We start from the raw sequence: 21,751 nt of genomic DNA on the forward strand, positions 1-21,751 counted from the left end.
CGTACTCGCTTCCCGCCGTCAGGATTTCGCAGGATTTCGCATGGGCAGCCTCGCGTGCAAGAATGCCCCAGTCAGGTGATGACGAAAGAGGAAGCCGGTGCGAAGCCGGCGCGGTCCCGCCACTGTATTCGGGGAGCGACCCTCCACACGCCACGGTCAACGACCGGAAGGCGGAGGGAAGTGCCGATCCGAGAGCCAGGAGACTCCCGTCATCGCAACCTCCTATTCGGGGCGGATTTCCCTGAGAGAGGTGGCTAGTCCACCATGCTGAACCTCGCGTTGTCTTACCGTCCTCGCCCCACGTCGCCCGGTGGTGACCGCTCCGGCGGCGACCCTCTCCACTGTCGAGCCTGACGCCCGATTCCGCGCTGAAGCGTCATCGCCCTTCGTCAGGCCAACCTCGTTCGTCAGATTTCAGTCCGCGAAGTCGGCCTGGTTCGCGTCGCTCGCGTACCTGAGAACGAGTTGAGCCGAAGCCAACCATCCCGCTCATCTGTGGAGAACCCATGTCCCAACGGTCCACGACCACCGCACTTTCCGTAGTCACCGCCGTGAGCCTGCTGCTCGCAGGCTGCTCCTCGACATCCGAGAGGGCGTCCGGCACCACGCTGGACGCCCGCGGCTGCATCACCGACTTCGACGCGAACACCGACTACTTCCCCGACAAGTCGACCCTGTCGGATGCAAAGAACTTCAGCATCGACTACCACGGCAGCTACCAGGTCCTCACGGTGAACCAGCCGTTCCCCGGGGCCTCCCCCGAGTCGTACGTGCTGGTCAAGTGCGGCGCCCCCGAACCGGAACTGTCCGGCGGACTCGCCACCGCACCGAAGATCACGACGCCGATCACGAGCCTGTACTCGGGGTCGACCACCCATCTGCCGCTCATCACCGAACTCGGTCAACTCGACATCCTGACGGGAGTCGCGAATGCCGGCAACGTCAACGGCGAAGACATTCGCGCGCGGATCGCAGAGGGCAAGATCACCGAGTACGCATCCGGAAAGACCGTCAACGTCGAGAAGGTCGTCACGGCGGATCCGGACGTGCTGATGACTCAGGGCACGGACGATCCGTCCTATGTGAAGCTGCGCTCCGCCGGCATCCCGGTGGTGGCCAACGCGGAATACCTCGAGTCCACCGCCCTCGGCCGCGCCGAGTGGGTCAAGATGATGGCCGCCCTCACCGGTACCGAAGCAGAGGCAGCGGCGCTCTTCACGACGATCCGCAGCGACTACGAGAAGGTTGCCGCCACCGCGGCCGGAGTTGCGAAGCAGCCGGTCCTGCCGGGAACCATGTACCAGGGCACCTGGTACATGCCGGCGGGTGGCAGCTACGTCGGCCAGCTGCTGCGGGACGCGGGGGCCAGCTACCCGTGGGAGGGTGACCCGTCCACCGGCAGCCTCCAACTGAACTTCGAGACGGTGTACACGCAGGGTGGCACCGCCCCCACCTGGATCGTGATGAGCGACTGGGCGAGCACGGCCGACGCGACCGACGAGGATCAGCGCTACGGACAGCTGACCGCGGTCAAAGACGGGCAGGTGTGGTCCGGCACCAAGGATGTGGGCCCCGACGGTGGAAACAACTTCTACCAGCTCGGTGTCCTGCGCCCCGACCTCGTCCTCGGCGACCTCGTTGCGATCGTGCACCCCGAACTCTCCCCCGACCACGAGTTCGCGTTCTACCGGCCGGTACCCCGGGCATGACGACACTCCTGACCCGCCCTCCGGCCCCGCATACCGGGGCGGCGGGCGGGCGGGACGCCACTGCCCGGCCCAGAGCCTTCTCCCGTAGAGCAGCTGTCGCGATGGCCTGCCTCATCGCGGCCACCGCGGCACTGTTCCTGCTGGCGCTGGTCCTCGGACCGGTCCGCGTCCCGCTTGCCGACACGATCCGCGTCGTCCTCGGTGCCGAACCCTCGGACCCACGCTGGCAGGTGGTGGTGCACGAACTACGACTGCCACGCGCGCTGACTGCGGTCATCGCCGGTGCAGCCCTCGGCATAGCGGGACTGCAGATGCAGACCCTGTTCCGCAACGCGCTCGCCGACCCCTACGTGCTCGGCGCGAGCTCAGGCGCGAGCCTCGGTGTGGCGCTGGTCGTCATCACGGCCGGCACCGCGGGATCCGCATCCTTCACGGCCGGACTCGCCGGAATGGGACGGGCCGGCGTCGTGCTGGCCGCCGCGAGCGGCGCGGCCCTGGTGCTGCTGCTGGTCCTGCTCCTCTCGCGCTGGGTCCGCTCTTCCGTGACGTTGCTCCTGGTCGGCGTGATGGTCGGATCCGCTACCACCGCGGTCGTCAGCGTCCTGCTGGTGTACGCCGATCCGGTACGCGCGCAACTGTTCCTGCTGTGGGGGCTGGGCAGCTTCGCCTCGACGACGTGGTCCGACCTGGCGCTGATGGCACCGATCGTGATCGCCGCCGCAGCGGCGGCCCTGGCCACCGTGCGCCCTCTCAACGCACTGCTTCTCGGAGAGGGCTACGCCCGAACCATGGGCATCGATGTCCGTCGTGCACGGCTGATCACACTGCTGGCAGCCTCGTTGCTCGCCGGCGTCACCACCGCGTTCTGCGGACCGATCGGATTCCTCGGACTCGCGGTCCCGCACCTGGCACGCCTGGCCATCGGTACCTCGGACCATCGGGCACTGATGCCCACGGTGATGTTGATGGGTTCCGCGGTGGCACTCGCCTGCGGCATCGTCAGCCAGGTCCCGAACAGCGACCGAGTACTTCCACTCAACGCGGTGACCGCGATGATCGGCGCCCCCATCGTGATCACCGTGCTCATCCGGGCTCGACGCGGAATCGATGGAGCCTCCCTGTGAACCCCGACACCACGAACTCGTCCGCACCGGCGGAGTCCACCGGCGACGTCGCCCTACGGCTGTCCGGAACCACCACCGGTTACTCGACGCGGCGGACCTTTCGCCCATCTGTCGCCCGGGCCGTCACCTCCGGGCTCTGTGCCACCGCACGGCAGGGTGAACTGACCGTACTGCTCGGCCCCAACGGCAGCGGCAAGTCCACACTGTTGCGCACGATCTGCGGGTTGCAGCCGGCGCTCGGTGGCCAGATCACGCTGGGCGGCAGGAACATCCGCGACATGGCGGCCGACGAGATCGCCCGGGCGATCGCCGTGGTGCTCACGGAACGGGTCGAGCCCGGAATGCTGTCCGGCCGCGAACTCGCCGGGCTCGGCCGTACCCCACACCTCGGGCTCGGCGGCAGGATGAGTCATCACGATCACGAGGTGGTGTCCTGGGCTCTGGACGCGGTGGGCGCGAACCACCTCGCGGACCGTCCGGCCGCCGAGATGTCCGACGGCGAACGACAGCGGATCCTCAGCGCCCGCGCCCTCGCGCAGGAGCCGACGCTACTCGTTCTCGACGAACCGACCGCGTTCCTGGACGTCCCGTCCCGGGTCGCGCTGGTCGAACTGATGCGCCGGGCGGCCCGCGAGCACGACCTGGCCGTGGTGATGTCGACGCACGACCTCGAACTGGCGCTGCGGGTCGCCGACCATGTGTGGCTGCTCGACCGTGCCGGCCGACTCGACACCGGGACCCCTGAACAGCTCGCACTCGACGGCCGCATCGGCGAGGTATTCGATTCGCAGGCAATGCGATTCGATGCCGGTACCGGAGTATTCGTGCTCGATTCGACGCGCGGCGAGCAACAACGCGGGGTCAGGGTGTCGGGTACCGACCCCGCCGCGTCCGCAGTAACCCGCCTGCTCAGCCGAGAAGGATTCGCCGTAGCCGCAGCCGGGGAGGATGCGCATTTGTCCATCGAGGCCGATTCCGGAACCCGGGTGGTGATCCGGGCCGACGGGCAGACCCGAAGGCTCTCCGGACTCGACTCCCTCCCCGACGTACTGCGTGCACTTCCTGAATCGGCGCTGCGCGTAGTGGAACCCACCGAGATCGTCGGCACACTGGCCGAGATCGCAGCCGTCAGTCCATATCTCGCGACGACCACCGGCGAGCCCGGACCGGGACACTGGCGGCCGGTCCGCACCCTGTACGAGAACGCGGGCGTACTGGCCGAAGCCGTGGCCGACGTGCGGGCCCGGATAGGCCCCACCGAGTCTCGGGTCGCCGCATCCACTCTGTTCTTCGGATATGCCGCACGGCTGTGGAAGTCGGCGCTCGGCGGCGTGATCCTGACCGGCCGGTTGCCCGATCTCGATCCCGACGACCTGGAATGGATCTGCGAAGAAGGGAGAATCAGCCTGAACCTGCGAAACCCGCAGGGATGGAAGGGCGGTGACCTGACCGAACTGGCGAGGGAGATGGTTCTCGACCGCCACCTCGCACCAATGATCGATGCAATCCGGAACGCTGAACCGATGTCTGCTCGACTCCTGTGGGGCAACGTCGCGTCCGCGCTGATCGGCGCGGCCCGCGTCATCGACGATGGATCCAGCGCCGACACCACCCACCGCGCGCAACTTGCCACCGAAGCCATCCTCCGCGATCCCCGGCTGACCGGCGCACTCGAACCCGAGCACACCGGCTACCGCCGCCGTAGCTGCTGCTTGTTCTATCGCACCCCGGGCGCCGGGTACTGCGGAGACTGCGTGCTCACCCGCCCCACCCACGACGAAGAGGTAACCGCATGACTGCCACAGAGCCGATCGAGATCACGACCGAGAGCGGGCGCCGCGAACAGCGTTGGCCGTTCCCGACCGACGAGAAGTCGTTGCTCAGCCTTGTACACATCCTGTTCGAGGAGCACTGGGACGACATCTGGTTCGGCAACTTCGCCGAGGGGGCCGCGTGGGAGGTGGCCGCCCCCAATGCTCCCGAACGGATCTCGATGTTCGACGGTTACGTCACCGTCGACTTCGGCCGTTGGCACTTCCACCTGTGCATCGGTCAGCACGAGGCCAGCGGCCCCGATCTCGGACGGATTCGCCGCTGCTCACGCGCGGAGATGTACCGGACGCTGGACACAGACGGAGCTCCGAGTTCGTGGGGCTTGCGTCTGTTCAACGGCCGCGACGACCAGCTGATGACCGCGATGCTGCCGAACCCGTTCCTGACCAACCGGCAGAAGCTCCGGGACGAACCGGACTGGTCGCAGCTCGAGCTGTGGGACCGTCTGCGCGAGGAGTTCCTGGGCATCGGGCCGGACACCGCGGATCGCCAGGGGAAGGGATTCGGCCAGCGCGCAGAGTAGACCGCCGCCGCAATCAACGAAGGGCCGTACCGGATTCCGGTGCGGCCTTTCGTTGAGGTTGCCCCGACGGAGAATTGCGGCCGACCGGAGTCCGGCTCGCCCGTGTCGATCGCGTCGCCGATGCGCGCCTACCGCCCGTCGGGCTCCGGCTCCCCGGGCCTGCGAGCCAACTCGTGCAGCATCGCGTCGGACGACTTCCAGTGACCCGCCCGCCGGAACTCGTCGAGAGCCGCGTCGAATGCGTCGGCGAGCCACTCGTGCCGAGCCTCGGAGAGGAGCTCGTCACCGACCTCGCGCTGACCGACGAAGCGGACCCGCCAGACCTCGCCCGCATCCGGATCTGCACTCAACCCACTCTCGGAGTTGGTTGCCAACGCATAGACACCGAACGCGAAATCGACCCGGATTGCGTACTCGCCGTCGGCGTTGACCACGTTGACCGGGCGGTGCGTCGCGGCGGCGAGGGCAACCAACGCGTCGGCATACTGCTCGGAATGTTCCTGCCTGCGGGGCACGTCGTGCTCTCCTCTTCACTGGAGGCCGATGCATCGGCTGTGGCGGCGGCTCATACGGACCGGACCCCCTTTCGAGGTCCTGGAAGTCTCGTTTCGCCGTATCGATCCTATTTCACGATCGGTCGAATCGATACCGCCCGACGACGCGCAGGCGCTCGCACCGGTCAGCAGCAGGAGGTACCGGCCGCGCGATCTTCGGCCGAACCGCAGCAAACTCCGTCCTGCGACTCGTCGCCGGAGTCGTCATGCCGCGGACCCGACCCGAAGGTCTCGGAGTCGGCGAGCACGGTGTAGATCTCCCATTTCTCCCCCGCCGGACCGGTCACCCACACCTTGTCCTGAGTGGCGAAGCAACAGGTGGTGCCGATCTCCTCATCGGTGAACAGTCCCTCGCCGGTGAGCCGGGCGATTTCCTCGTGCACCTCGGCGCTGGATCCGACCTCGACGCCCAGGTGGTTGACCGTCCCGCCGTTGCCGGGATTCTCGAGCAGGACCAGCTTCAGCGGCGGGTCCACAATGGCAAAGTTGGCGTACCCCGGCTTCAGCTTGGCCGGTTCGGTTCCGAAGAGCTTGGAGTAGAACGTGACGGCTGCATCCAGATCGTCGACGTTGAGAGCGAGTTGCGCGCGGGACATGACGAACCTCCGACTGATGTGACATATATCGAATTACCTCCCCATAGCCTCGCACTATTTCGATATATGTCAAGTAGGTGTGTCATGATCTGAGCATGCCCAAGACACTCCCGGCGATCGACGTGAGCGCGCCGATCTGCTGCGCGCCGGTGTCCGCCGCGCCGATGAGCGACGATGCCGCTCTCGAAGTTGCGCTCCGCCTGAAGGCACTGGCCGACCCGGTTCGCATCAAACTCATGTCCATCCTGCTCACTGCAGGCGACGGCGAGGTCTGCACATGCGACCTGGCCGTCGCCGTCGGCCTGGCCGAGTCGACCGTCAGCCACCACCTCGGGCAACTCAAGAAGGCCGGCATGGTCGAGCCGACCCGACGAGGCATGAACGTCTATTACCAGCCGCGCGCGGACGCCCTGGACGCCCTTCGGCTCGTCCTCGATCCCAACTGCTGCCGGTAGGCCGATTCTGCCGGATGGCACAACATGCCACGAATGTGCAAGCGGCCCAACAAATTAGACCTAAGTCCAAGAATATGTACTCTCATTGAACGGACGCTCACTCGGATACGATGCCCGAATGATCACTATCCGAGGAAAGCAGAGGATCCTGACGACACTTCGAGACAACGTGACCGTGACAAGCGGCGCCGTACTCGATCTCGAGGGAATGGTCACGGGACAGGTGACGGTCAACCGCGGCGGCGTTGCGAACATCCGCGGCATGGTCGCCGGCGTTCGCGTGCTCGCAGGCGGGGAAGCAATCGTCCACGGCATGTGCAACGGGCCGGCCAGCAACTCGGGCGGGCGACTCGAAATTCTCGGACTGGTGACCGGCCCGGTTCTCGGCGACGACTTCGGCACTGTGATCGCACCCGGAGCGCGGGTCGGTTCGACGAGATCAACGTCATCTTCACAGACATGAGAACCGGTTTCTGCGACAGCGTGTCAGCACGACCGACCCAACCGGTCGCCCCCCAACGAAAAATGAACCAGCCTCTACAGCCTCGACGCCGGCAATCAACTAATGCGCTACGGAACGGCAATATCCGCCCAGTTCAGCGCCGGAGGGACTTGGGCTCCTCGGCACCAAGTTCGGGTGTGACTGTCCACCCGGGGATTTCGCCGTGGCGACGAACTCCGAGGACAACTGCGCCCCGGACAGTTTCGTCCGGGGCGCAGTTGCTGCGTCATGGTGAGGTCGATGTGCAACGGCCGACCGAGCCTGCGACACGCCCGGAACTCCCCATCCGATGTGCACGCCCTCATCCGAGGTAGTCCCGATCATTGTCGGCGACGCACCCGCGACCCCAGCCCGAAGCAGGCAGCTGTGCGGATGTGGCGGGGGGCTAGAGAGTGTTGACCCAGGCGATTCGGTCCGAGGACAGAGAGAAGGTGTCGTTGAACAGCACGACGTAGGTCCCCGGGGCCGAACCCTGGCGTGCGTCGAAGCAGACGCTGCCCGAGGCTTGCCCACCGGGAGCTAGTTGTCCGGAGTTCAGCAGTTCCTTGTCCGGGGCGAAAGTTGCGTCACGGATTGCGCCATTCGGATCCTGCATCTTCCAATCCAGGTAGCCGTTGAAGTCGTTCTGCTTGTCGCCGACGTTTTTGATCGTGACGTTGCTACACAAGTTGTTTCCGATCACGCTGCTCGCCTGCTCGAGCGGCGTCACCGTGTAGGCAAGGTTGTCGCGCGTGATGGTGTCACCGGCTAGCGCGGAGGTGTCCTTGTTGAGCTTGCCCGGGAAGTCCGGGCCACCGTTGGCGGACCGAGCTGCTGCCTCGCCGGGTCCGGAGGACACCGCGGCGTCCTTGTCTCCACCAACTGCGGAGACCATCGCGACGGTGCAGCCGCCGAAGATCAGGATCGGGACGCCGACGATGATCCAGGGCCACACCTTGCGCTTCTTCTTCGCCGGCGGCTGCGGCGGGTACTGATCCTGCGGGTACGGCTGTCCGGGGTGGGACTGGTTGGGGTCGGTCATGTTTGTGTCTCCTGGGAAGCCCCAGCTCGGCTGAACCGGGGATGGTGTTGATATGGGGTCGACTTACCGCCCGTCGCAGATTGCACTGAACTGCCTACTACCGGTTCGTGATCGGTTCGCGGTGTGTCAGCGACGAACGCTCCGTTTCCCGAGCGGCTGAAGGTTGCCGACGATTCGGTCGGGTAGCGCGTCATCAGCAGCGGGCATGCCCCCGGGGGGGGACGACTTGGGTTGTGTTGTCTTTGTGTGAGTCCGGCTCGAGAGATTCGCAGCTACAAGCTGATCATGGGCCTGCCCCCTCTCGCTGCGGTTGTGTTGGCATCGATAGTTCACGCGACGAGCACAGGCCAGCGCCTCATCCGACCGGACAGTGTTGGTCGTCCTTTCGGCCGGATCTCGGAGGAGGGTTCCTCCATTCAGGTCATGTCGGCCAATGTGCGGCGCCGCGTAGCCTCCACTGGGTGACCGCGATATCCGAGACGATCCGTCGCCGTGCCTGGACGACGGGCGCGGTGGCGCTGAGCATGTTCTGCACCTTGATGACTCTCGGTCTGTCTGCGGACTCAGGGAACGTCCACGATCTCAACATCGGTCTCGGGCTGACATTGAACCTTGCGGCGGCCGTGGCGTTGGTGTGGCGGCACGAACGCCCGTGGCTGGTACTCGCGATCGCGTTGGCCGGGCCACTGTTCTTCTCGACCGATGCCACGGCCGCGCTGATCGTGCTCTACGCGATCGCTGGATCCGAGCGCGGCGAGCGGCTCGCCGCCGCAGCGGTGGGCGTGTTCCTCGCGTGTGGTGTGTCGTTGACCTACGACGCCAACCGGACCCGTGACAACTCAGTCCTGACGATCGCGTCGACGAAGCCCGAAAAGGGTGCGCCGAAGCCGGAATGGGATATCGCACTGTGGATCCCGTGGTTCGTTGCCGCGATGCTGGTGGCGATCGTGGTCGGAATCGCCCTGCTCAAGCACACCCGGACAGAGCTGGCCGAGGCCGAGCACAGCCGCGACCGTGCGCACAGCCAGAGTCACGCGATGCGCGACGAGATGATCCGGACCGAGGAACGCACCCGCATCGCCCGGGACATGCACGACACTCTCGCCGCGAGCCTGAGCCGGATCTCCCTGTTCGCCGGCGCCCTCCAAGTCAACGGCGCCGACAACCCGGAGAAGGTCGCCAATACGGCCTCGATGATCCGTTCCACCGCCCACAATGCCCTCGATGACCTCAAAAATATTGTCGGGGTCCTGCGCGGGACCGCAGCTGCGGGCACCAGGGCGAGCAGCCATCAGGGCATCGACACCGTCGCAGATCTCGTGCAATCCGCGCGCGCCGCCGGGCTGCACACCACACTGTTCACTGACCTGCGTCCCGGCGATATCGGCACTGTGACGGGGCATGTCGCGTTCCGGGTCGTGCAGGAATCGCTTACCAACGCCCAGAAGTACGCGAGCGACCAGACCGTACGGATCGCCATCACCGGCGCCGACGATGACGGCATCCGTATTGACATCCGGAACACGCTGAGTTCGCAGCCACCCGTCGTTCCACTCGGTTCTCGTGCCGGCCTGCACGGGCTTTCCGAACAGACTCGTGACATCGGCGGCACCCTCAATGCCGGCGTCCTCGGCAACGAATTCGTCGTCGACTGTTGGCTCCCCTGGTACGCCTGAACCGGTTACGGCTGCCCACTGTTCGGTGCCGCGCAGCGGGGAATACTCTGTCCGCACCATGACTGGAGAAGACGCCATCACCGTGCTCATCGCCGACGACGACCCGTTCGTCCGCCGCGGCGTAGCCGATATTTTCGCCGCCACCACCGACATCACCGTCATCGCGGGGGTCGACGACGGCGACCGCGTCCCTGCCGCAGTCGCCACTCACCGGCCCCGCGTGGTGTTGATGGACTTGAAGATGCGGCGCATCGGCGGACTCGACGCCACCCGGCACCTCATGACCCTCCCGGATCCGCCTCGAGTGATTGCGATGACCGCAATGGACGTCGACGACCTCGTCATCCAGGCAGTCGCCGCCGGCGCACACAGCTTCCTGTCCAAGGATGAGGCCCCCGAAACGTTCCATCAGTCCGTTCGCGCAGTCGCGTCCGGGAACACCCTTTTCAGCCAGGACTCCCTACGCCGCATAGTCGCGAACGCACCCCACGCACCTCAGACGGCCTTCCCGCCGCCTGCTGATGTCGGAATGCTCAGTGAACGCGAACGCGACGTGCTGCGTACCCTCGCCACCGGCGCCTCGAACGCCGATATCGCGGCGGGACTGTTCCTCAGCGAAACGACAGTCAAGACCCACATCTCCTCCGTCTTCACCAAACTCGGGGCCCGCAACAGGGTCGAAGCCGCCCTCGTCGCCTTCCGGGCCGGCCTCGTCCACTAACACGTATGCAACCGGACCAACACTGTCGTCGCCCGCGTCATCTCAATACCGAGAGTGCTCACCACAGGCACTCAGAACGACTCTGACAGGTCCCCAATTGTCGGTCCATCCGGTTCTGGAGCCAGGCGCCGGTGGCCGTGCCAGTCCGGCACGGATCAGCCGGGCGTGAATCGTGCGTGCACCCCATCGCGGGTTGTCGGTGCGCATCGTCACGATCCGAGCCTCGATCTCCGGGGAGGTCTGCGCCGGTGATCCCGTCGCGCAGTGGGATCAACAGGATCTCCAGCCATCGTTCGTTCACGCTCATCGCTCGCACCCTCGGAAGGGTGTCAGGGATGTCCCGCGCACGAACTGTCAGCCATGCGTCCGGGCATCACACATGATCTTGGTTGGGTGGCCTAGATTTCAACCGTCGTTTCTGGCCTGGTTTTCAACCGTCGTCAACAAGAGCCCCTCTTCCGCCTCTCGCATCGCCTCCTTCCCTGGCCGCGCAGTGTTCCGCATCGGAATGCTGCTGCGTGACTCCGAGGTGGCCCCCCGACACCCTGATCCCGGTTCGGGGAGCTATGGCCACATCCGCTCCTGCAGCCCGCGTTGGTCATGGAATGACGCCCGCGCCGCAGTCTTATCTTATCCAGATCCCATTCTGGATAAGATAGACGTGGCAGACAAGGCCACTACATGGCGTGGAGACAGGGAAAGACCAGATGGCGTACAGGACGTTGAAATCGATCTTTCACCAACGAGATCGTACTGGTGCCGATGCTGAGGAACGAGCGCGACGAGAGTCTCCCGCCGCCGTCCACTGGGACCTACAGATCGGCGAGCACTCGATGTTCGCGCTGATGACACCCGAACTCGCAGCGCTGATCGAACGGATCATGAGCTTCGAGCCCAAGATTCAAGCCGAGTGGGACGGGCTGCCAGTCCGCGCGCGCAGCCACTACCTGCATCGCATGGTGATCGACGAGATCCAGGCAACGAACGAGATCGAACAGGTCCGCTCGACCCGGAAGGAGATCAGCGAGGCAATCAAAGTGGTGCAGTCGGAACAGCCTCTCGCGAACAAGCGGTTCGCGGAGATGGTGCGGCTATACCTCGACATCGGCAACGACCAGGCCGAAAGTCCGCAAACGCTCGACGACATCCGGGCCGTCTACGACGAGGTAACCCGGGGCGAGATTCGCGACGAGGACGCCCCCGACGGGAAGCGGTTCCGGCAAGGACCAGTGTCGATCACATCAGGAATCGAGGTCGTGCACACCGGAGTGTTGCCCGAATCTGCGATCGACGACGCCCTGACTCTCATGCTGAGCCAGGGGCGCGACGACTCGATCCCTCGGCTGATCAGAGCAGTGGTCGCGCACTTCGTCTTCGAGTACACGCACCCGTTCTACGACGGAAACGGCCGAACCGGGCGCTACCTTCTCGCGCTGGATCTCGGACAGGTGCTGGCTCCGTATGCGAGCCTGGCATTGTCGGCGACGGTCGCCGACAACAAGGATCGCTACTACCGGGCGTTCTCTGACGCAGAGAATCCTTTGAATCGCGGAGATCTGACGCCCTACCTGATCGACATGCTGGAGATCATCGCCGAGGCGCAACATCGCCTGCTGCTCGACCTCTCCGAGCGCCGGCAGAAGATCGACATACTCGCGGCGCGTATCGGCGTTCTGGTGGATGATGAGCAATTTCCGCTGAACCTGGGACTCGACCGGGAGTCGACGCCGCCGATTGACAGCGACGCCATCGGTCATGTCCTGTTCACCCTGGGCCAGGCCCACTACTTCGATGCGAACCGCGCCGTCAAGTTGAACACCCTGGCGGAGGTGGTGGGTCGATCCAGCCAGTTCATCCGCCCGCGACTTCGGCGCCTAGACGATGCCGGGATCATTGAGACGGTTACGAAGAGACCGCTGCGTTTCCGGCTCACAGCGCGCGGCGTATCGCTACTCGAACTGGACGGGGAGTGATCCTCGCCAGGTCGCAGATGGGCTAGGTGGCGCTATAGCTGCCGTCGAACTGTTCCAGCGCCAGGGGCCGCGGTCCAACCGTGACCACGATCTAGATGTAGTGCCCGCGCCGTTCACAACCTGCCCGGGAACTACGTCAAGAGACCCGCAGCCTCACTCAACGACCAACGGCGCGGCAGCTGCCGCTACCCATGAACAAGCTCCAGAGATGTCGCCGCTGGGCCGATCTCGCCATGGACGGCGCTGTTCCTCTCGACATCGCGAAGGAGTAGCAGGTCAAGCTCGCGCGTCAGCTCGCACAACTGGAGCAGCAGAAGGCGAACCTCAGCGATCTTGACACCGACCACGCCGCCACGATCACACGTGCGTTGGATCTACTGGAACGGTGCGGCAATCTCAGCCTGCGATCCGAACCGCAAGTCCGCCGCGAGTTCGATCAGGCATGGTTCGACCGAATCCTGGTCGAGGTCGTCCCCGGATCGATGAAGTAGACCAAACCAGGGGCATCCAGATTCTGACGTCCGCCAAAGCAGAATCCCCCGGACAAATGTCCGAGGGAGATTCCATCGTCTGGACAACCCATTCAAACCATGCGGGTTCGATCGTCGCCACTTCGGTGGAGCTAAGGGGACTCGAACCCCTGACCCCCACACTGCCAGTGTGGTGCGCTACCAGCTGCGCCATAGCCCCGTGTTCAGTTGTTTCCCGCGCCCGAGAAGCACTTCCCTTGCGCTGAAAGAAAGTTACACCATCGCCGTCGCGGGCAACAAATCCACTGGTCAGGGCAGTGACGCGGTGGTGGCCGGTCGCACCGGCCACCACCTGCAACTTACTGGCTCACCTGGGCCACCCAGTTGTCGTTGCCGAGCGCATCAATCACCTGGCCGTTGTGGACAACGGCCGGGGTGCCGGTGGCCCCGGAGGCCGCAAGCGCCTGGCGACCGGTCTCGGCGTCCGCGGCGGCCTGCGGCAGGCGCTCGCCGCCGGTGATGCACGTCGCGGCATCGTCGCCGGCGCCCGCGTCACGGGCGAGGCCGGCGAGGTCGTCGTTGGACAGATCCGACTTGCCCTTCTCCTCCGGCTGATTGGCCGGGGAGAACAGCTCGCCGTGGAACTTGGAGTAGGCGATCGCGTTGCCGGTCTCGGCGACGCACTGCGACGCAGCGACAGCGCGGGTGGAGTAGTCACCGCTGGCCGAGAGCCGGTCGAGGAAGTTGAGGATGTGGTAGCGAACCGCAAGCTTGCCCTCATCGATGGCCTGTGCCACCTCCTGACCGTGCTTCTCCTCGAGCTGCGCGCAGAACGGGCACATCGGATCCTCGAACACATCGATCGTGTTCGTCACCTCGGGCAAACCGAGCCGGACCACCCCGGCGTCCTCCATTGCCACCTGGACCGCGGAGTTCTGTACCGCGCCGTAGCCCTCGTTACGGGTCTTTCCCTTGTTGGTCGACCACAGGACGCCGCCGACGACCAGCGCCGCGATCACAAGGATTGCGATACCGCCGACGATGTAGGTGGCCTTGCTGGAGGTCGGCTGGGGGTTGTACTTGACCGACTTCGGTTTCTTCGAACTCACTTCACGTCCTTCGTCATGGGTGTGAGATCCGTGCAGGAACTGATCCGAGTGCCGATAGCGGCACTACTCGGCGACTACTCTGCCATTGCCGGCTGAGCGGGCACTGAGAACGGCCCCTGTGAGCGGGGACCGAGCGAGAATGGGCTGCGAGGGAACACGACCAACCACACCGCGAGCGCCAGGAATCCGATGTCCCGGGCGATCTCCCGGGCGTAGTCCCAGGCGTCGACGTCGGCCACGCCTCCCCCGCCGAAGCAACCACAGTCGATCGACAGGCCGCGGGCCCACACCGAGATGATGACGCTGATCAGCACCAGCAGCGCCGCGGCCGACACCGCTGCGGTCAGGCGCACTGCCAGACCGAGGATCAGGAACAACCCCAGCGCGATCTCGAGCATCGGCATCGCGTACGCGACGGGACGGACCAGATCCTCGGGCAGTAGCTGATAGGCCCGGACGGCGACGATGGTCTGAGTCGGGTCGATGAACTTGATCCACCCGGAAATCAGCCACACGGCGGCCAGTCCGAAGCGCGCCAGCAGGCTCATGATGCGTATCAACACGCTCCTACGGTACCGAACCGGAAGGGCTCAGCCTTCTAGATCAACAGTGTCTGCGCAGGTGAATCGGCGTGTGCACGACCGTGAGGGCCGTGACACCGTTCGGCGGTTCCGGCTAGGTGCGGTCGCCGTCGGAACCACATGTCTTGCCAGCGTGCTCGTCGGCGTCGGCGTTCCCGGCTGATCCTGCGTCCACTGCGGTGTCATCCACGGCTCGCCCCTTCGGAACGAAGAACCAACTGATCATCGGCAGCAGCATGATCGCGCCGGTCACCGCCCACGCGACTCCGAACGACCACTGCTGGGCCAGGTAACCTGCGACCAGCGGACCCGCAAACGCGCCGACGTCGTTGACCATCTGGAACGCGGCCAGGAGCGGGCCGCCACGGGCCTTGGATCCGACGACATCGGCCACCGCGGCCTGCTGCGCCGGGCCCATCACGCCCGACCCGATACCGCACACCGCAGTCGCGATGTAGAAGACGATGACGTTGTCGGCGAAACCCATCCCGATCGTGGACAGGCCGGAAAGTGCGAGCCCGAGCAGCACGAAAGGTCTGCGACCGATCCGATCCGACATCGGTCCGGACTTGATCAGAACGGAGGCGTTGCCGAGCGCAAAGACGGTGAGGGCAATTGCTGCGGTCGTCTCGTCGCCGTCCAGGGCGGCCACGACGAACAGCGGAACCAGCGCGATGCGAACGCCGAAGATCACCCACCCGCTCACGAAGTTCGATCCCAGTGTGGCCCGGAACATGGGCGATCGCAGGCCCTCCCGCAGTGTCATCATGCGCAGTTCGCTGTCGCCCTGCGGTTCGGCCAGGTGCGACTTGCGGAGCGCGAAGTAGACGACAGCGGCGGCGATCAGAAGCGCGACGGCGTAGATCACGAACGGAACGCGCAGACCGAACCGGACCAGCGCACCACCGAACAGCGGACCGGTGATGGTGCCGATCAGAAACGCCGCCGAGTACACCCCGGACACCCGGCCCCGCCCGCCCGGCGGGGACATCCGGATCAGCAGGCCCAGCGCAGAGACCGTGAACATCGTCGAGCCGATACCGCCGAGACCACGGAACACCAGCAGCTGCCAGTAGGAGTCCGCGAACGCGCAGGCACCCGTCGACATCGCAGTGATGATCAGGCCCGTCAGGTACGTGGGCCGTTCCCCCAGCCGCTGGACCAGCCGCCCACTCATCGGCGCGAACAGCAGCCGCATCAGCGCGAAGGCACTGATCACGGCGCTGGCCGCGGTGTATCCGACATCGAAGCTGCGCGCGAACTGAGGCAGTGCGGGGGCCACGATCCCGAATCCCACCGCCACGATGAAGGCCGACACGACGAGAACCCAAATCTCCTTGGGAAGCTTCGTGTCGGTGTTCGCCGGGGACATCATCGAGTTTGCCATCGCCGATGAATCTATCGGCGGACCCGGATGGTGGTTCAGCCCAGCCCCAATGCCCGGGACACCACGTCCTGAGCGGCGGCCTGCACCTGTGCGAGATGATCGGGGCCCCGGAAGGACTCGGCGTAGATCTTGTAGACGTCCTCCGTTCCGGACGGCCGGGCCGCGAACCACGCGTTCTCGGTGGTGACCTTGATCCCACCGATCGAGGCGCCGTTTCCGGGCGCCGCGGTAAGCGTCGCGGTCACCGGTTCCCCAGCGAGTTCGGCAGCGGTGATCTGTTCCGGCGACAGCTTCGACAGCGCCGCCTTCTGCTCGCGCGTCGCGGGCGCATCGATGCGGGCATACGCGGGATCACCGTACTGCCGGGTGAGTTCGCGGTACCGAACCGACGGGCTCTGCCCGGTGACGGCGGTGATCTCCGCAGCCAGCAGCGCGAGCAGGATGCCGTCCTTGTCGGTGGTCCACACGGTGCCGTCGTGCCGCAGGAAGGACGCGCCCGCGCTCTCCTCGCCGCCGAAGCCGAGCGAACCGTCCAGCAGTCCCGGCACGAACCACTTGAAGCCGACCGGCACCTCGACGACGGGGCGGCCGAGCCCGCCGGCCACCCGGTCGATCATCGACGAACTGACGAGGGTCTTGCCGACCTTCGTCGTCGGCGACCAGCCCGCCCGGTAGGTGTAGAGATAGTCGATCGCGACGGCAAGGTAGTGGTTCGGGTTCATCAGACCACCGTCGGGGGTGACGATGCCGTGCCGATCGGCGTCGGCGTCGTTGCCGGTCGCCAGGTCGAACCGGTCCCGGGCCGCGATGAGCGACGCCATCGCATGCGGCGACGAGCAGTCCATCCGGATCTTGCCGTCGCCGTCGAGGGTCATGAACCGCCACGTGGCGTCGACGAGCGGGTTGACCACGGTGAGGTCGAGTCGGTGCCGCTCTGCGATGGCCCCCCAGTAGTCGACGGACGCGCCGCCCAGCGGGTCGGCTCCGATCCGCAGGCCGGACGCCCGGATCGCGTCGAGGTCGAGCACGCTGGGCAGGTCGTCGACGTACTCGGCCAGGAAGTCGTAACGCCGCGCCACCTCGAGCGCCCGCATCAGCGGCACCCGGGCGATCCCCGACAGGCCGGCGCGCAGCAGGTCGTTGGCACGGTCGGCGATCACGGCGGTGACATCGCTGTCCGCGGGCCCTCCGTGCGGAGGGTTGTACTTGAAGCCGCCGTCCCGAGGCGGATTGTGCGAAGGCGTGACGACGATGCCGTCGGCACGGGTGGCCGAACCCGTGGCGTTGTGCCGCAGAATCGCATGGCTGACCGCGGGCGTCGGAGTGTAGCCGTCGCGCGAATCGATCACCACCACAACGTCGTTGGCGACGAGAACCTCGAGCGCCGTCGCCCACGCCGGCTCCGACAGGGCATGTGTGTCACGGCCGAGGAACAGCGGGCCGGTGATGCCCTGCGTAGCGCGGTACTCGACGATCGCCTGCGTCGTCGCGAGGATGTGCGCCTCGTTGAAGGCGGAATCGAGGCTCGAGCCCCGATGGCCCGACGTGCCGAACACCACCTGCTGCATCGGGTCCGCCGGGTCGGGGGTATGCGTGTAGTACGCGGACACCAAGTGCGCCAGATCCTCCAGATCCTCCGGCAACGCCACCTGTCCCGCTCGTTCGTGCACCATCGACCCCTCCGCGTTCTGAAACTGGAAACTCGATTCCATCGTGCCAGGGCCGGGGGCTTCCGGCGCGTTCAAGCGGTGATCCGAAACCCCAACCACGCGAATCCGATACCGACGGTGAGACTGGCCGCGACATAGACGACGGACGTGACCGGCCGCCGCACGCGAGCGAGTCCGACCGCTTCGGTCGCGAACGTCGAGTAGGTCGTGAGTCCGCCGCAGAAGCCGGTGGCCAGCAGGGCGAACACGGCGGGCGCCAGTGTCGCGCCGGCCAGCAGCCCGAGGATCAGGCTCCCCACGGCATTCACGACGAACGTGGGCACCGGGAAACTGCCGTACGAGGACAGGTGCCGGCCGGCGAGATACCGCAGGCCCGCGCCGGCGCCGCCGCCGAGCGCGACCCACAGCACCGTCACGACGCCGTCCCCCGTCGCGTGTGCCACACCTCACCGATCGCCATGCCCAGACGCGCGGCGAGCAACGCCGGCACCAACGTTGCGAGGATGTACACGACGGCCGATCCCGGGTTCTGCACTACATCGACCGCAAATGTCGAGAACGTAGTGAACCCGCCCAGGACCCCGACTCCGAGAAACAGCCGCCACAGCCGGTCGGGGCCGAGTACCGCAGCGAGGACGCCCAGCAGCAGCGAGCCCACGATGTTGATCAGCATGACGGTCCAGATGCCGGGGAACTGCTGGGACAGCAGATACCGACCGCTCGCGCCCACAGCACCGCCCGCCACCACCACGGCCAGCGCCCGCGTCTCGGCCATCGCACGCTCCTGCCTACCTGAAGTCACCCCGCTGCGGACTCGGTCCGCGTAGCTCGGGAGCGGCTAGGCGACTCGGGTGTCCGTGCCCGGATGATCATTGCCGCCACAACGTACCGGCGCGGCAATTCTCCGGTATCGGCGAACCGATGCTTCGCGGGGGAAGGGCAGCGTGTCGCGCCGGGTGTCTCCAGGCGGAGGAGTACACCCTCGACGCCGCCGTCACCCTGCAGCGGGCGCTACCCTGCTCAGGGCCGCGGCGGCCGGGGCAGGAAGTAGCTGGTGCGCGCCTGGTACTCCCGATACCCGGGACGCTCGGCCATGTGTTGCTCGAGCAGTCGGGCCCCGGTCGCGTAGACGAGGAAGTACGTCATCGCCAGCGGGGACGCCGCGGTGAGCACGCCGGGCCAGGTCTGCGCGGCGATGAGGTAGATACCCCACCACACACACGCGTCGCCGAAGTAGTTCGGGTGCCGGGTCCAGCCCCAGAGCCCACGGTCCATGATGGTGCCGCGGTTCGACGGGTCCGCCTTGAACGCCGACATCTGCGCGTCGCCGACCGACTCGAACATGACACCGACGAGCCACAATACGGCGCCGACGGCGGTGAAAACCCCGAGGCTTCCATGGGTGACGGCCGAGACCTGCACCGGCAGCGAGACGAACCACAGCGCAAGTCCCTGTGTGAGGTAGATCTTGCGGATTGCAGTCAGGGTCCGGTTCCCGCCGGCGTCGTCGAGCATTCGCTTGTATCGGGGATCCTCCCCGTGCCCGCTCGACCGCCGCGCCATGTGCGAGGCCAGCCGCAGCCCCCACACCGCCACAAGTCCCGCGAGCAGCCACCGGCGCCAGGCATCACCGTCGCCGAAGGCCGCCGCGATGAGCGCAATGAGCACGAAGCCCGCACCCCACGAGACATCGACGACGTTGTGCCGGCCCCAGCGGAACCCGAACGCCGCGGTGATCACCATCAGGATCGCCGCGGCGAGCAGGCTCGTGATGCTCACGAGTGCGAAACCGCTCCAATCGAATCCGTCCACCACTACTCCCACTTCGTCCGTAGACGCCGTCATCACGCCTCCCGCCGGTCCAGCACGATCTGTTGCACATCCAGGTAGCCAGAGCGGAAACCCGCCTCCGAGTAGCACAGGTAGAAGTGCCACATCCGGCGGAACACGTCGTCGAATCCGAGCGCCTCCACCTCATCGGAGCGCTCGGTGAACCGCGCGTCCCACAGTCTCAGGGTCCGGGCATAGTGGTCACCCATCGACAAACGCTGCCGCACCCGCAGGCTCGTCCTGCGTTCGGTAATCTCCTCGATTGCGCGGACCGACGGAAGGAATCCCCCGGGGAAGATGTACTTGTGCACCCACGTGTAGGTGTTTCGGGTGGCGAGCATCCGGTCGTGCGGCATGGTGATCGCCTGGATCGCGACGCGTCCGCCAGGCGCCAGGACGCGATCGAGGGTGCGGAAGTAGGTGCCCCAGAACTGGTGTCCGACCGCCTCGATCATTTCCACCGACACCACCGCGTCGTAGGTGCCCGGCACCTGCCGGTAGTCGAGTAGATCGACCTGGACACGGTCGGCGAGACCGGCCTCGGCGATCCGTTTGCACGCCAGTTCCTGCTGCTCGGTCGACAGCGTCACCGACCGGACCGTCGCGCCGCGCGCCGCCGCCCGAATCGCCAGTTCGCCCCAGCCAGTACCTATCTCGAGCACGCGAGTGCCCTCCCCCACGCCGGCCGCGTCGAGCAGCCGGTCGATCTTGCGGTGCTGCGCCGCGGCCAGATCGTCCCACGCAGGTGCGCGAGTGCCGGGAGGAAACAGCGCGCTCGAGTACGTGAGCGTGTCATCGAGGAACAGCCCGAACAGCTCATTCGAGAGGTCGTAGTGACGGGAGATGTTGGAGCGAGTGTTGCGGGTGGTGTTCCGCTCGCTGCCCGGCGGCTTGGGAATCACCATGCCCCGCAAGCGCTGCAGCGGACGCGGAATCAACGTGGCTGCCCGCGCCGCGAAGACCTCGAGCACCGCGGTGAGGTCCGGTGCCGACCAGTCCCCGGCCATATAGGACTCGCCGAAGCCGATGAGCCCGCTGCGCCCCACCCGCGCTGCGAAGTCTTGCGGACGATGCAGCACCATCGTCGGCGCGTCTGCCGCAGGATCCCCGAGGTACTGCCCGCCGGGCAGATACACCCGGACGGGTAGGCGCGCGATCACGTGACGGAACAGAGCGTCGGCCACCCGGCCCGCCGCCCCGGCGCGCACACCGGATGGCGCCTGGTGCACGTCGCCCCAATCGCGGCGGGTCGGCGCGGGCGCGTCCACCGTCACGGTCGTTGTCATCACACTGCCTCCTGTCGTCGATGGGTCGGCCGTGGGCGGATCTCGAGCCCCCTGGCCCACAAGCGAATTCCCTGCCAGCGGATCTGCGCCGCGACCCGCAACGGAGCCACCGGCACAGCGAGCACCGCCCGCAGGATTTCGCGTGGCGTCGCATCGCGACGCTCTCCGACTACCGTCGCCACGAATGGCGGCTGCTCGGGCCGTTCCAGCGAGATGGCCAAACGCAGCGCCTCGTCCGGGGTCGGCAGCGTCATTCGATACTCGCCGTCGACGTCATTGAACGGCGAGACGTAGAACTCCTTGGCGGCCCTCGCCCCGCCCCCGCTGTCCGGTCGCAGCAGATAGCAGTGCCGCTCGCCGTATGTGTTGTGGACCTCGGCAATCACACAGACTTGGCGACCATCGGCGTCGTGACACCAGAAGACACTGAGCGGATTGAACACGTAGCCGAACACGCGGGCGTTGGCGAGCAGGACGACCCTGCCGCCATTCAGGTCGATTCCATGGGCGGCGAGGAATGCATCGACGTTTTCGCGCAGCGTCCGCGACAGATCGCCCAGGTGGTCGGCCGACGCGAATCCGGCCAGGGGCCCGAGCAGCCGGGGCAACCGGGGCAGTTCGTCGACGTCGACGAACCAGCTGTAGCTGCGGTAGCGGAACATGTTTCGCAGCGGTGCGGTCCGCACGTGGCTGATCACCGTCCGGTAGATCGCGGGCGTCTCGGGGAGCAT

Annotated in this window: 21 protein-coding genes, 1 tRNA gene and 1 riboswitch; of the genes, 9 read left to right on the forward strand and 13 right to left on the reverse strand. The window is 66.2% G+C overall.

Features of this window, described 5'->3' with window-relative positions:
* Positions 1-35: 35 nt before the first annotated feature.
* Positions 36-227: riboswitch (cobalamin riboswitch) on the forward strand.
* Between the two features lie 279 nt (positions 228-506).
* The 4 genes from ERC79_RS04035 (at position 507) to ERC79_RS04050 (ending at position 5,189) form a co-directional block, all read left to right on the forward strand.
* Positions 507-1,709 carry an ABC transporter substrate-binding protein gene (locus ERC79_RS04035; protein ID WP_131575943.1) on the forward strand — a complete coding sequence of 401 codons (1,203 nt, stop codon included), beginning with the start codon at positions 507-509 and terminating at the stop codon, positions 1,707-1,709.
* Positions 1,710-1,810: 101 nt separating this feature from the next.
* On the forward strand, positions 1,811-2,833 hold the full coding sequence (locus ERC79_RS04040) for an iron ABC transporter permease (protein ID WP_131580715.1): 1,023 nt from the start codon (positions 1,811-1,813) through the stop codon (positions 2,831-2,833).
* Positions 2,830-4,629, forward strand: a complete 1,800-nt coding sequence (locus ERC79_RS04045; protein WP_242676743.1) for an ATP-binding cassette domain-containing protein — start codon at positions 2,830-2,832, stop codon at positions 4,627-4,629. The genes ERC79_RS04040 and ERC79_RS04045 overlap by 4 nt, the downstream gene beginning before the upstream one ends.
* Positions 4,626-5,189 (forward strand): hypothetical protein, encoded by a 564-nt coding sequence (locus tag ERC79_RS04050; RefSeq protein ID WP_131575945.1) that lies wholly within the window; start codon positions 4,626-4,628, stop codon positions 5,187-5,189. The genes ERC79_RS04045 and ERC79_RS04050 overlap by 4 nt, the downstream gene beginning before the upstream one ends.
* A gap of 128 nt (positions 5,190-5,317) precedes the next feature.
* Here ERC79_RS04050 and ERC79_RS04055 read toward each other — a convergent pair whose 3' ends face one another.
* Together ERC79_RS04055 and ERC79_RS04060 are read right to left on the reverse strand one after the other, a co-directional pair.
* Positions 5,318-5,704, reverse strand: coding sequence for a hypothetical protein (locus tag ERC79_RS04055; RefSeq protein WP_131575946.1), 387 nt, complete (start codon positions 5,702-5,704; stop codon positions 5,318-5,320).
* 164 nt (positions 5,705-5,868) lie between these two features.
* A complete protein-coding gene (locus ERC79_RS04060) occupies positions 5,869-6,339 on the reverse strand; it encodes an ArsI/CadI family heavy metal resistance metalloenzyme (RefSeq protein ID WP_131575948.1) in 471 nt (156 codons plus the stop codon).
* 95 nt (positions 6,340-6,434) lie between these two features.
* On the opposite strand from ERC79_RS04060, the gene ERC79_RS04065 reads away from it, so the two are divergent.
* Positions 6,435-6,794 carry an Rv2640c family ArsR-like transcriptional regulator gene (locus tag ERC79_RS04065; protein ID WP_131575950.1) on the forward strand — a complete coding sequence of 120 codons (360 nt, stop codon included), beginning with the start codon at positions 6,435-6,437 and terminating at the stop codon, positions 6,792-6,794.
* 118 nt (positions 6,795-6,912) lie between these two features.
* Positions 6,913-7,257: a hypothetical protein gene (locus tag ERC79_RS04070; RefSeq protein ID WP_131575952.1), complete on the forward strand. Its 345-nt coding sequence runs from the start codon at positions 6,913-6,915 to the stop codon at positions 7,255-7,257.
* Between the two features lie 424 nt (positions 7,258-7,681).
* Here ERC79_RS04070 and ERC79_RS04075 read toward each other — a convergent pair whose 3' ends face one another.
* A complete protein-coding gene (locus ERC79_RS04075) occupies positions 7,682-8,317 on the reverse strand; it encodes a DUF4352 domain-containing protein (RefSeq protein WP_131575954.1) in 636 nt (211 codons plus the stop codon).
* 524 nt (positions 8,318-8,841) lie between these two features.
* Here ERC79_RS04075 and ERC79_RS04080 point away from each other — a divergent pair.
* The 3 genes from ERC79_RS04080 to ERC79_RS04090 all read left to right on the forward strand — a co-directional run bounded on the left by ERC79_RS04080 (position 8,842) and on the right by ERC79_RS04090 (position 12,687).
* The gene (locus ERC79_RS04080) at positions 8,842-9,993 is read left to right on the forward strand and encodes a histidine kinase (RefSeq protein ID WP_131580719.1); all 1,152 of its coding nucleotides are present in this window, start codon (positions 8,842-8,844) and stop codon (positions 9,991-9,993) included.
* 58 nt (positions 9,994-10,051) lie between these two features.
* Complete coding sequence (locus ERC79_RS04085; protein ID WP_131575956.1) at positions 10,052-10,714, forward strand: response regulator transcription factor; 663 nt, start codon at positions 10,052-10,054, stop codon at positions 10,712-10,714.
* Between the two features lie 845 nt (positions 10,715-11,559).
* Positions 11,560-12,687: a Fic family protein gene (locus tag ERC79_RS04090; protein WP_278249722.1), complete on the forward strand. Its 1,128-nt coding sequence runs from the start codon at positions 11,560-11,562 to the stop codon at positions 12,685-12,687.
* 617 nt (positions 12,688-13,304) lie between these two features.
* Here ERC79_RS04090 and ERC79_RS04095 read toward each other — a convergent pair.
* From ERC79_RS04095 to ERC79_RS04140, 10 genes are all read right to left on the reverse strand, one after another.
* Positions 13,305-13,377 (reverse strand) — tRNA-Ala (locus ERC79_RS04095).
* A gap of 139 nt (positions 13,378-13,516) precedes the next feature.
* Complete coding sequence (locus ERC79_RS04100) at positions 13,517-14,266, reverse strand: thioredoxin domain-containing protein (RefSeq protein ID WP_131575959.1); 750 nt, start codon at positions 14,264-14,266, stop codon at positions 13,517-13,519.
* Between the two features lie 74 nt (positions 14,267-14,340).
* The gene (locus ERC79_RS04105) at positions 14,341-14,829 is read right to left on the reverse strand and encodes a MauE/DoxX family redox-associated membrane protein (RefSeq protein ID WP_131575961.1); all 489 of its coding nucleotides are present in this window, start codon (positions 14,827-14,829) and stop codon (positions 14,341-14,343) included.
* Between the two features lie 112 nt (positions 14,830-14,941).
* Positions 14,942-16,234, reverse strand: coding sequence for an MFS transporter (locus tag ERC79_RS04110; RefSeq protein ID WP_131575962.1), 1,293 nt, complete (start codon positions 16,232-16,234; stop codon positions 14,942-14,944).
* A gap of 35 nt (positions 16,235-16,269) precedes the next feature.
* Positions 16,270-17,907, reverse strand: coding sequence for a phosphoglucomutase (alpha-D-glucose-1,6-bisphosphate-dependent) (pgm, locus tag ERC79_RS04115; RefSeq protein WP_131575964.1), 1,638 nt, complete (start codon positions 17,905-17,907; stop codon positions 16,270-16,272).
* 68 nt (positions 17,908-17,975) lie between these two features.
* Positions 17,976-18,320, reverse strand: a complete 345-nt coding sequence (gene crcB / locus ERC79_RS04120) for a fluoride efflux transporter CrcB (RefSeq protein WP_165497036.1) — start codon at positions 18,318-18,320, stop codon at positions 17,976-17,978.
* The gene (locus tag ERC79_RS04125) at positions 18,317-18,679 is read right to left on the reverse strand and encodes a CrcB family protein (RefSeq protein WP_131575967.1); all 363 of its coding nucleotides are present in this window, start codon (positions 18,677-18,679) and stop codon (positions 18,317-18,319) included. The genes crcB and ERC79_RS04125 overlap by 4 nt, the downstream gene beginning before the upstream one ends.
* Before the next feature lie 245 nt (positions 18,680-18,924).
* Complete coding sequence (locus ERC79_RS04130; RefSeq protein ID WP_131580721.1) at positions 18,925-19,716, reverse strand: DUF1295 domain-containing protein; 792 nt, start codon at positions 19,714-19,716, stop codon at positions 18,925-18,927.
* 32 nt (positions 19,717-19,748) lie between these two features.
* Complete coding sequence (locus tag ERC79_RS04135) at positions 19,749-21,020, reverse strand: cyclopropane-fatty-acyl-phospholipid synthase family protein (RefSeq protein ID WP_131575969.1); 1,272 nt, start codon at positions 21,018-21,020, stop codon at positions 19,749-19,751.
* On the reverse strand, positions 21,020-21,751 hold the full coding sequence (locus ERC79_RS04140) for a DUF1365 domain-containing protein (protein ID WP_131580725.1): 732 nt from the start codon (positions 21,749-21,751) through the stop codon (positions 21,020-21,022). Before ERC79_RS04140 ends, ERC79_RS04135 begins: the two co-directional genes overlap by 1 nt.

The organism is Rhodococcus sp. ABRD24 (assembly GCF_004328705.1).
Taxonomy (GTDB): Bacteria; Actinomycetota; Actinomycetes; order Mycobacteriales; family Mycobacteriaceae; genus Prescottella.

Coding starts and splice junctions, on each gene's coding strand:
- ERC79_RS04065 (WP_131575950.1), top strand. CDS start 6,435: ATGCCCAAGACACTCCCGGCGATCGACGTGAGCGCGCCGATCTGCTGC.
- pgm (WP_131575964.1), bottom strand. CDS start 17,907: ATGGTGCACGAACGAGCGGGACAGGTGGCGTTGCCGGAGGATCTGGAG.
- ERC79_RS04140 (WP_131580725.1), bottom strand. CDS start 21,751: ATGCTCCCCGAGACGCCCGCGATCTACCGGACGGTGATCAGCCACGTG.
- ERC79_RS04075 (WP_131575954.1), bottom strand. CDS start 8,317: ATGACCGACCCCAACCAGTCCCACCCCGGACAGCCGTACCCGCAGGAT.
- ERC79_RS04085 (WP_131575956.1), top strand. CDS start 10,052: ATGACTGGAGAAGACGCCATCACCGTGCTCATCGCCGACGACGACCCG.
- ERC79_RS04040 (WP_131580715.1), top strand. CDS start 1,811: ATGGCCTGCCTCATCGCGGCCACCGCGGCACTGTTCCTGCTGGCGCTG.
- ERC79_RS04050 (WP_131575945.1), top strand. CDS start 4,626: ATGACTGCCACAGAGCCGATCGAGATCACGACCGAGAGCGGGCGCCGC.
- ERC79_RS04125 (WP_131575967.1), bottom strand. CDS start 18,679: ATGGCCGAGACGCGGGCGCTGGCCGTGGTGGTGGCGGGCGGTGCTGTG.
- ERC79_RS04110 (WP_131575962.1), bottom strand. CDS start 16,234: ATGGCAAACTCGATGATGTCCCCGGCGAACACCGACACGAAGCTTCCC.
- ERC79_RS04135 (WP_131575969.1), bottom strand. CDS start 21,020: ATGACAACGACCGTGACGGTGGACGCGCCCGCGCCGACCCGCCGCGAT.
- ERC79_RS04090 (WP_278249722.1), top strand. CDS start 11,560: ATGACACCCGAACTCGCAGCGCTGATCGAACGGATCATGAGCTTCGAG.
- ERC79_RS04035 (WP_131575943.1), top strand. CDS start 507: ATGTCCCAACGGTCCACGACCACCGCACTTTCCGTAGTCACCGCCGTG.
- ERC79_RS04080 (WP_131580719.1), top strand. CDS start 8,842: ATGTTCTGCACCTTGATGACTCTCGGTCTGTCTGCGGACTCAGGGAAC.
- ERC79_RS04060 (WP_131575948.1), bottom strand. CDS start 6,339: ATGTCCCGCGCGCAACTCGCTCTCAACGTCGACGATCTGGATGCAGCC.
- ERC79_RS04070 (WP_131575952.1), top strand. CDS start 6,913: ATGATCACTATCCGAGGAAAGCAGAGGATCCTGACGACACTTCGAGAC.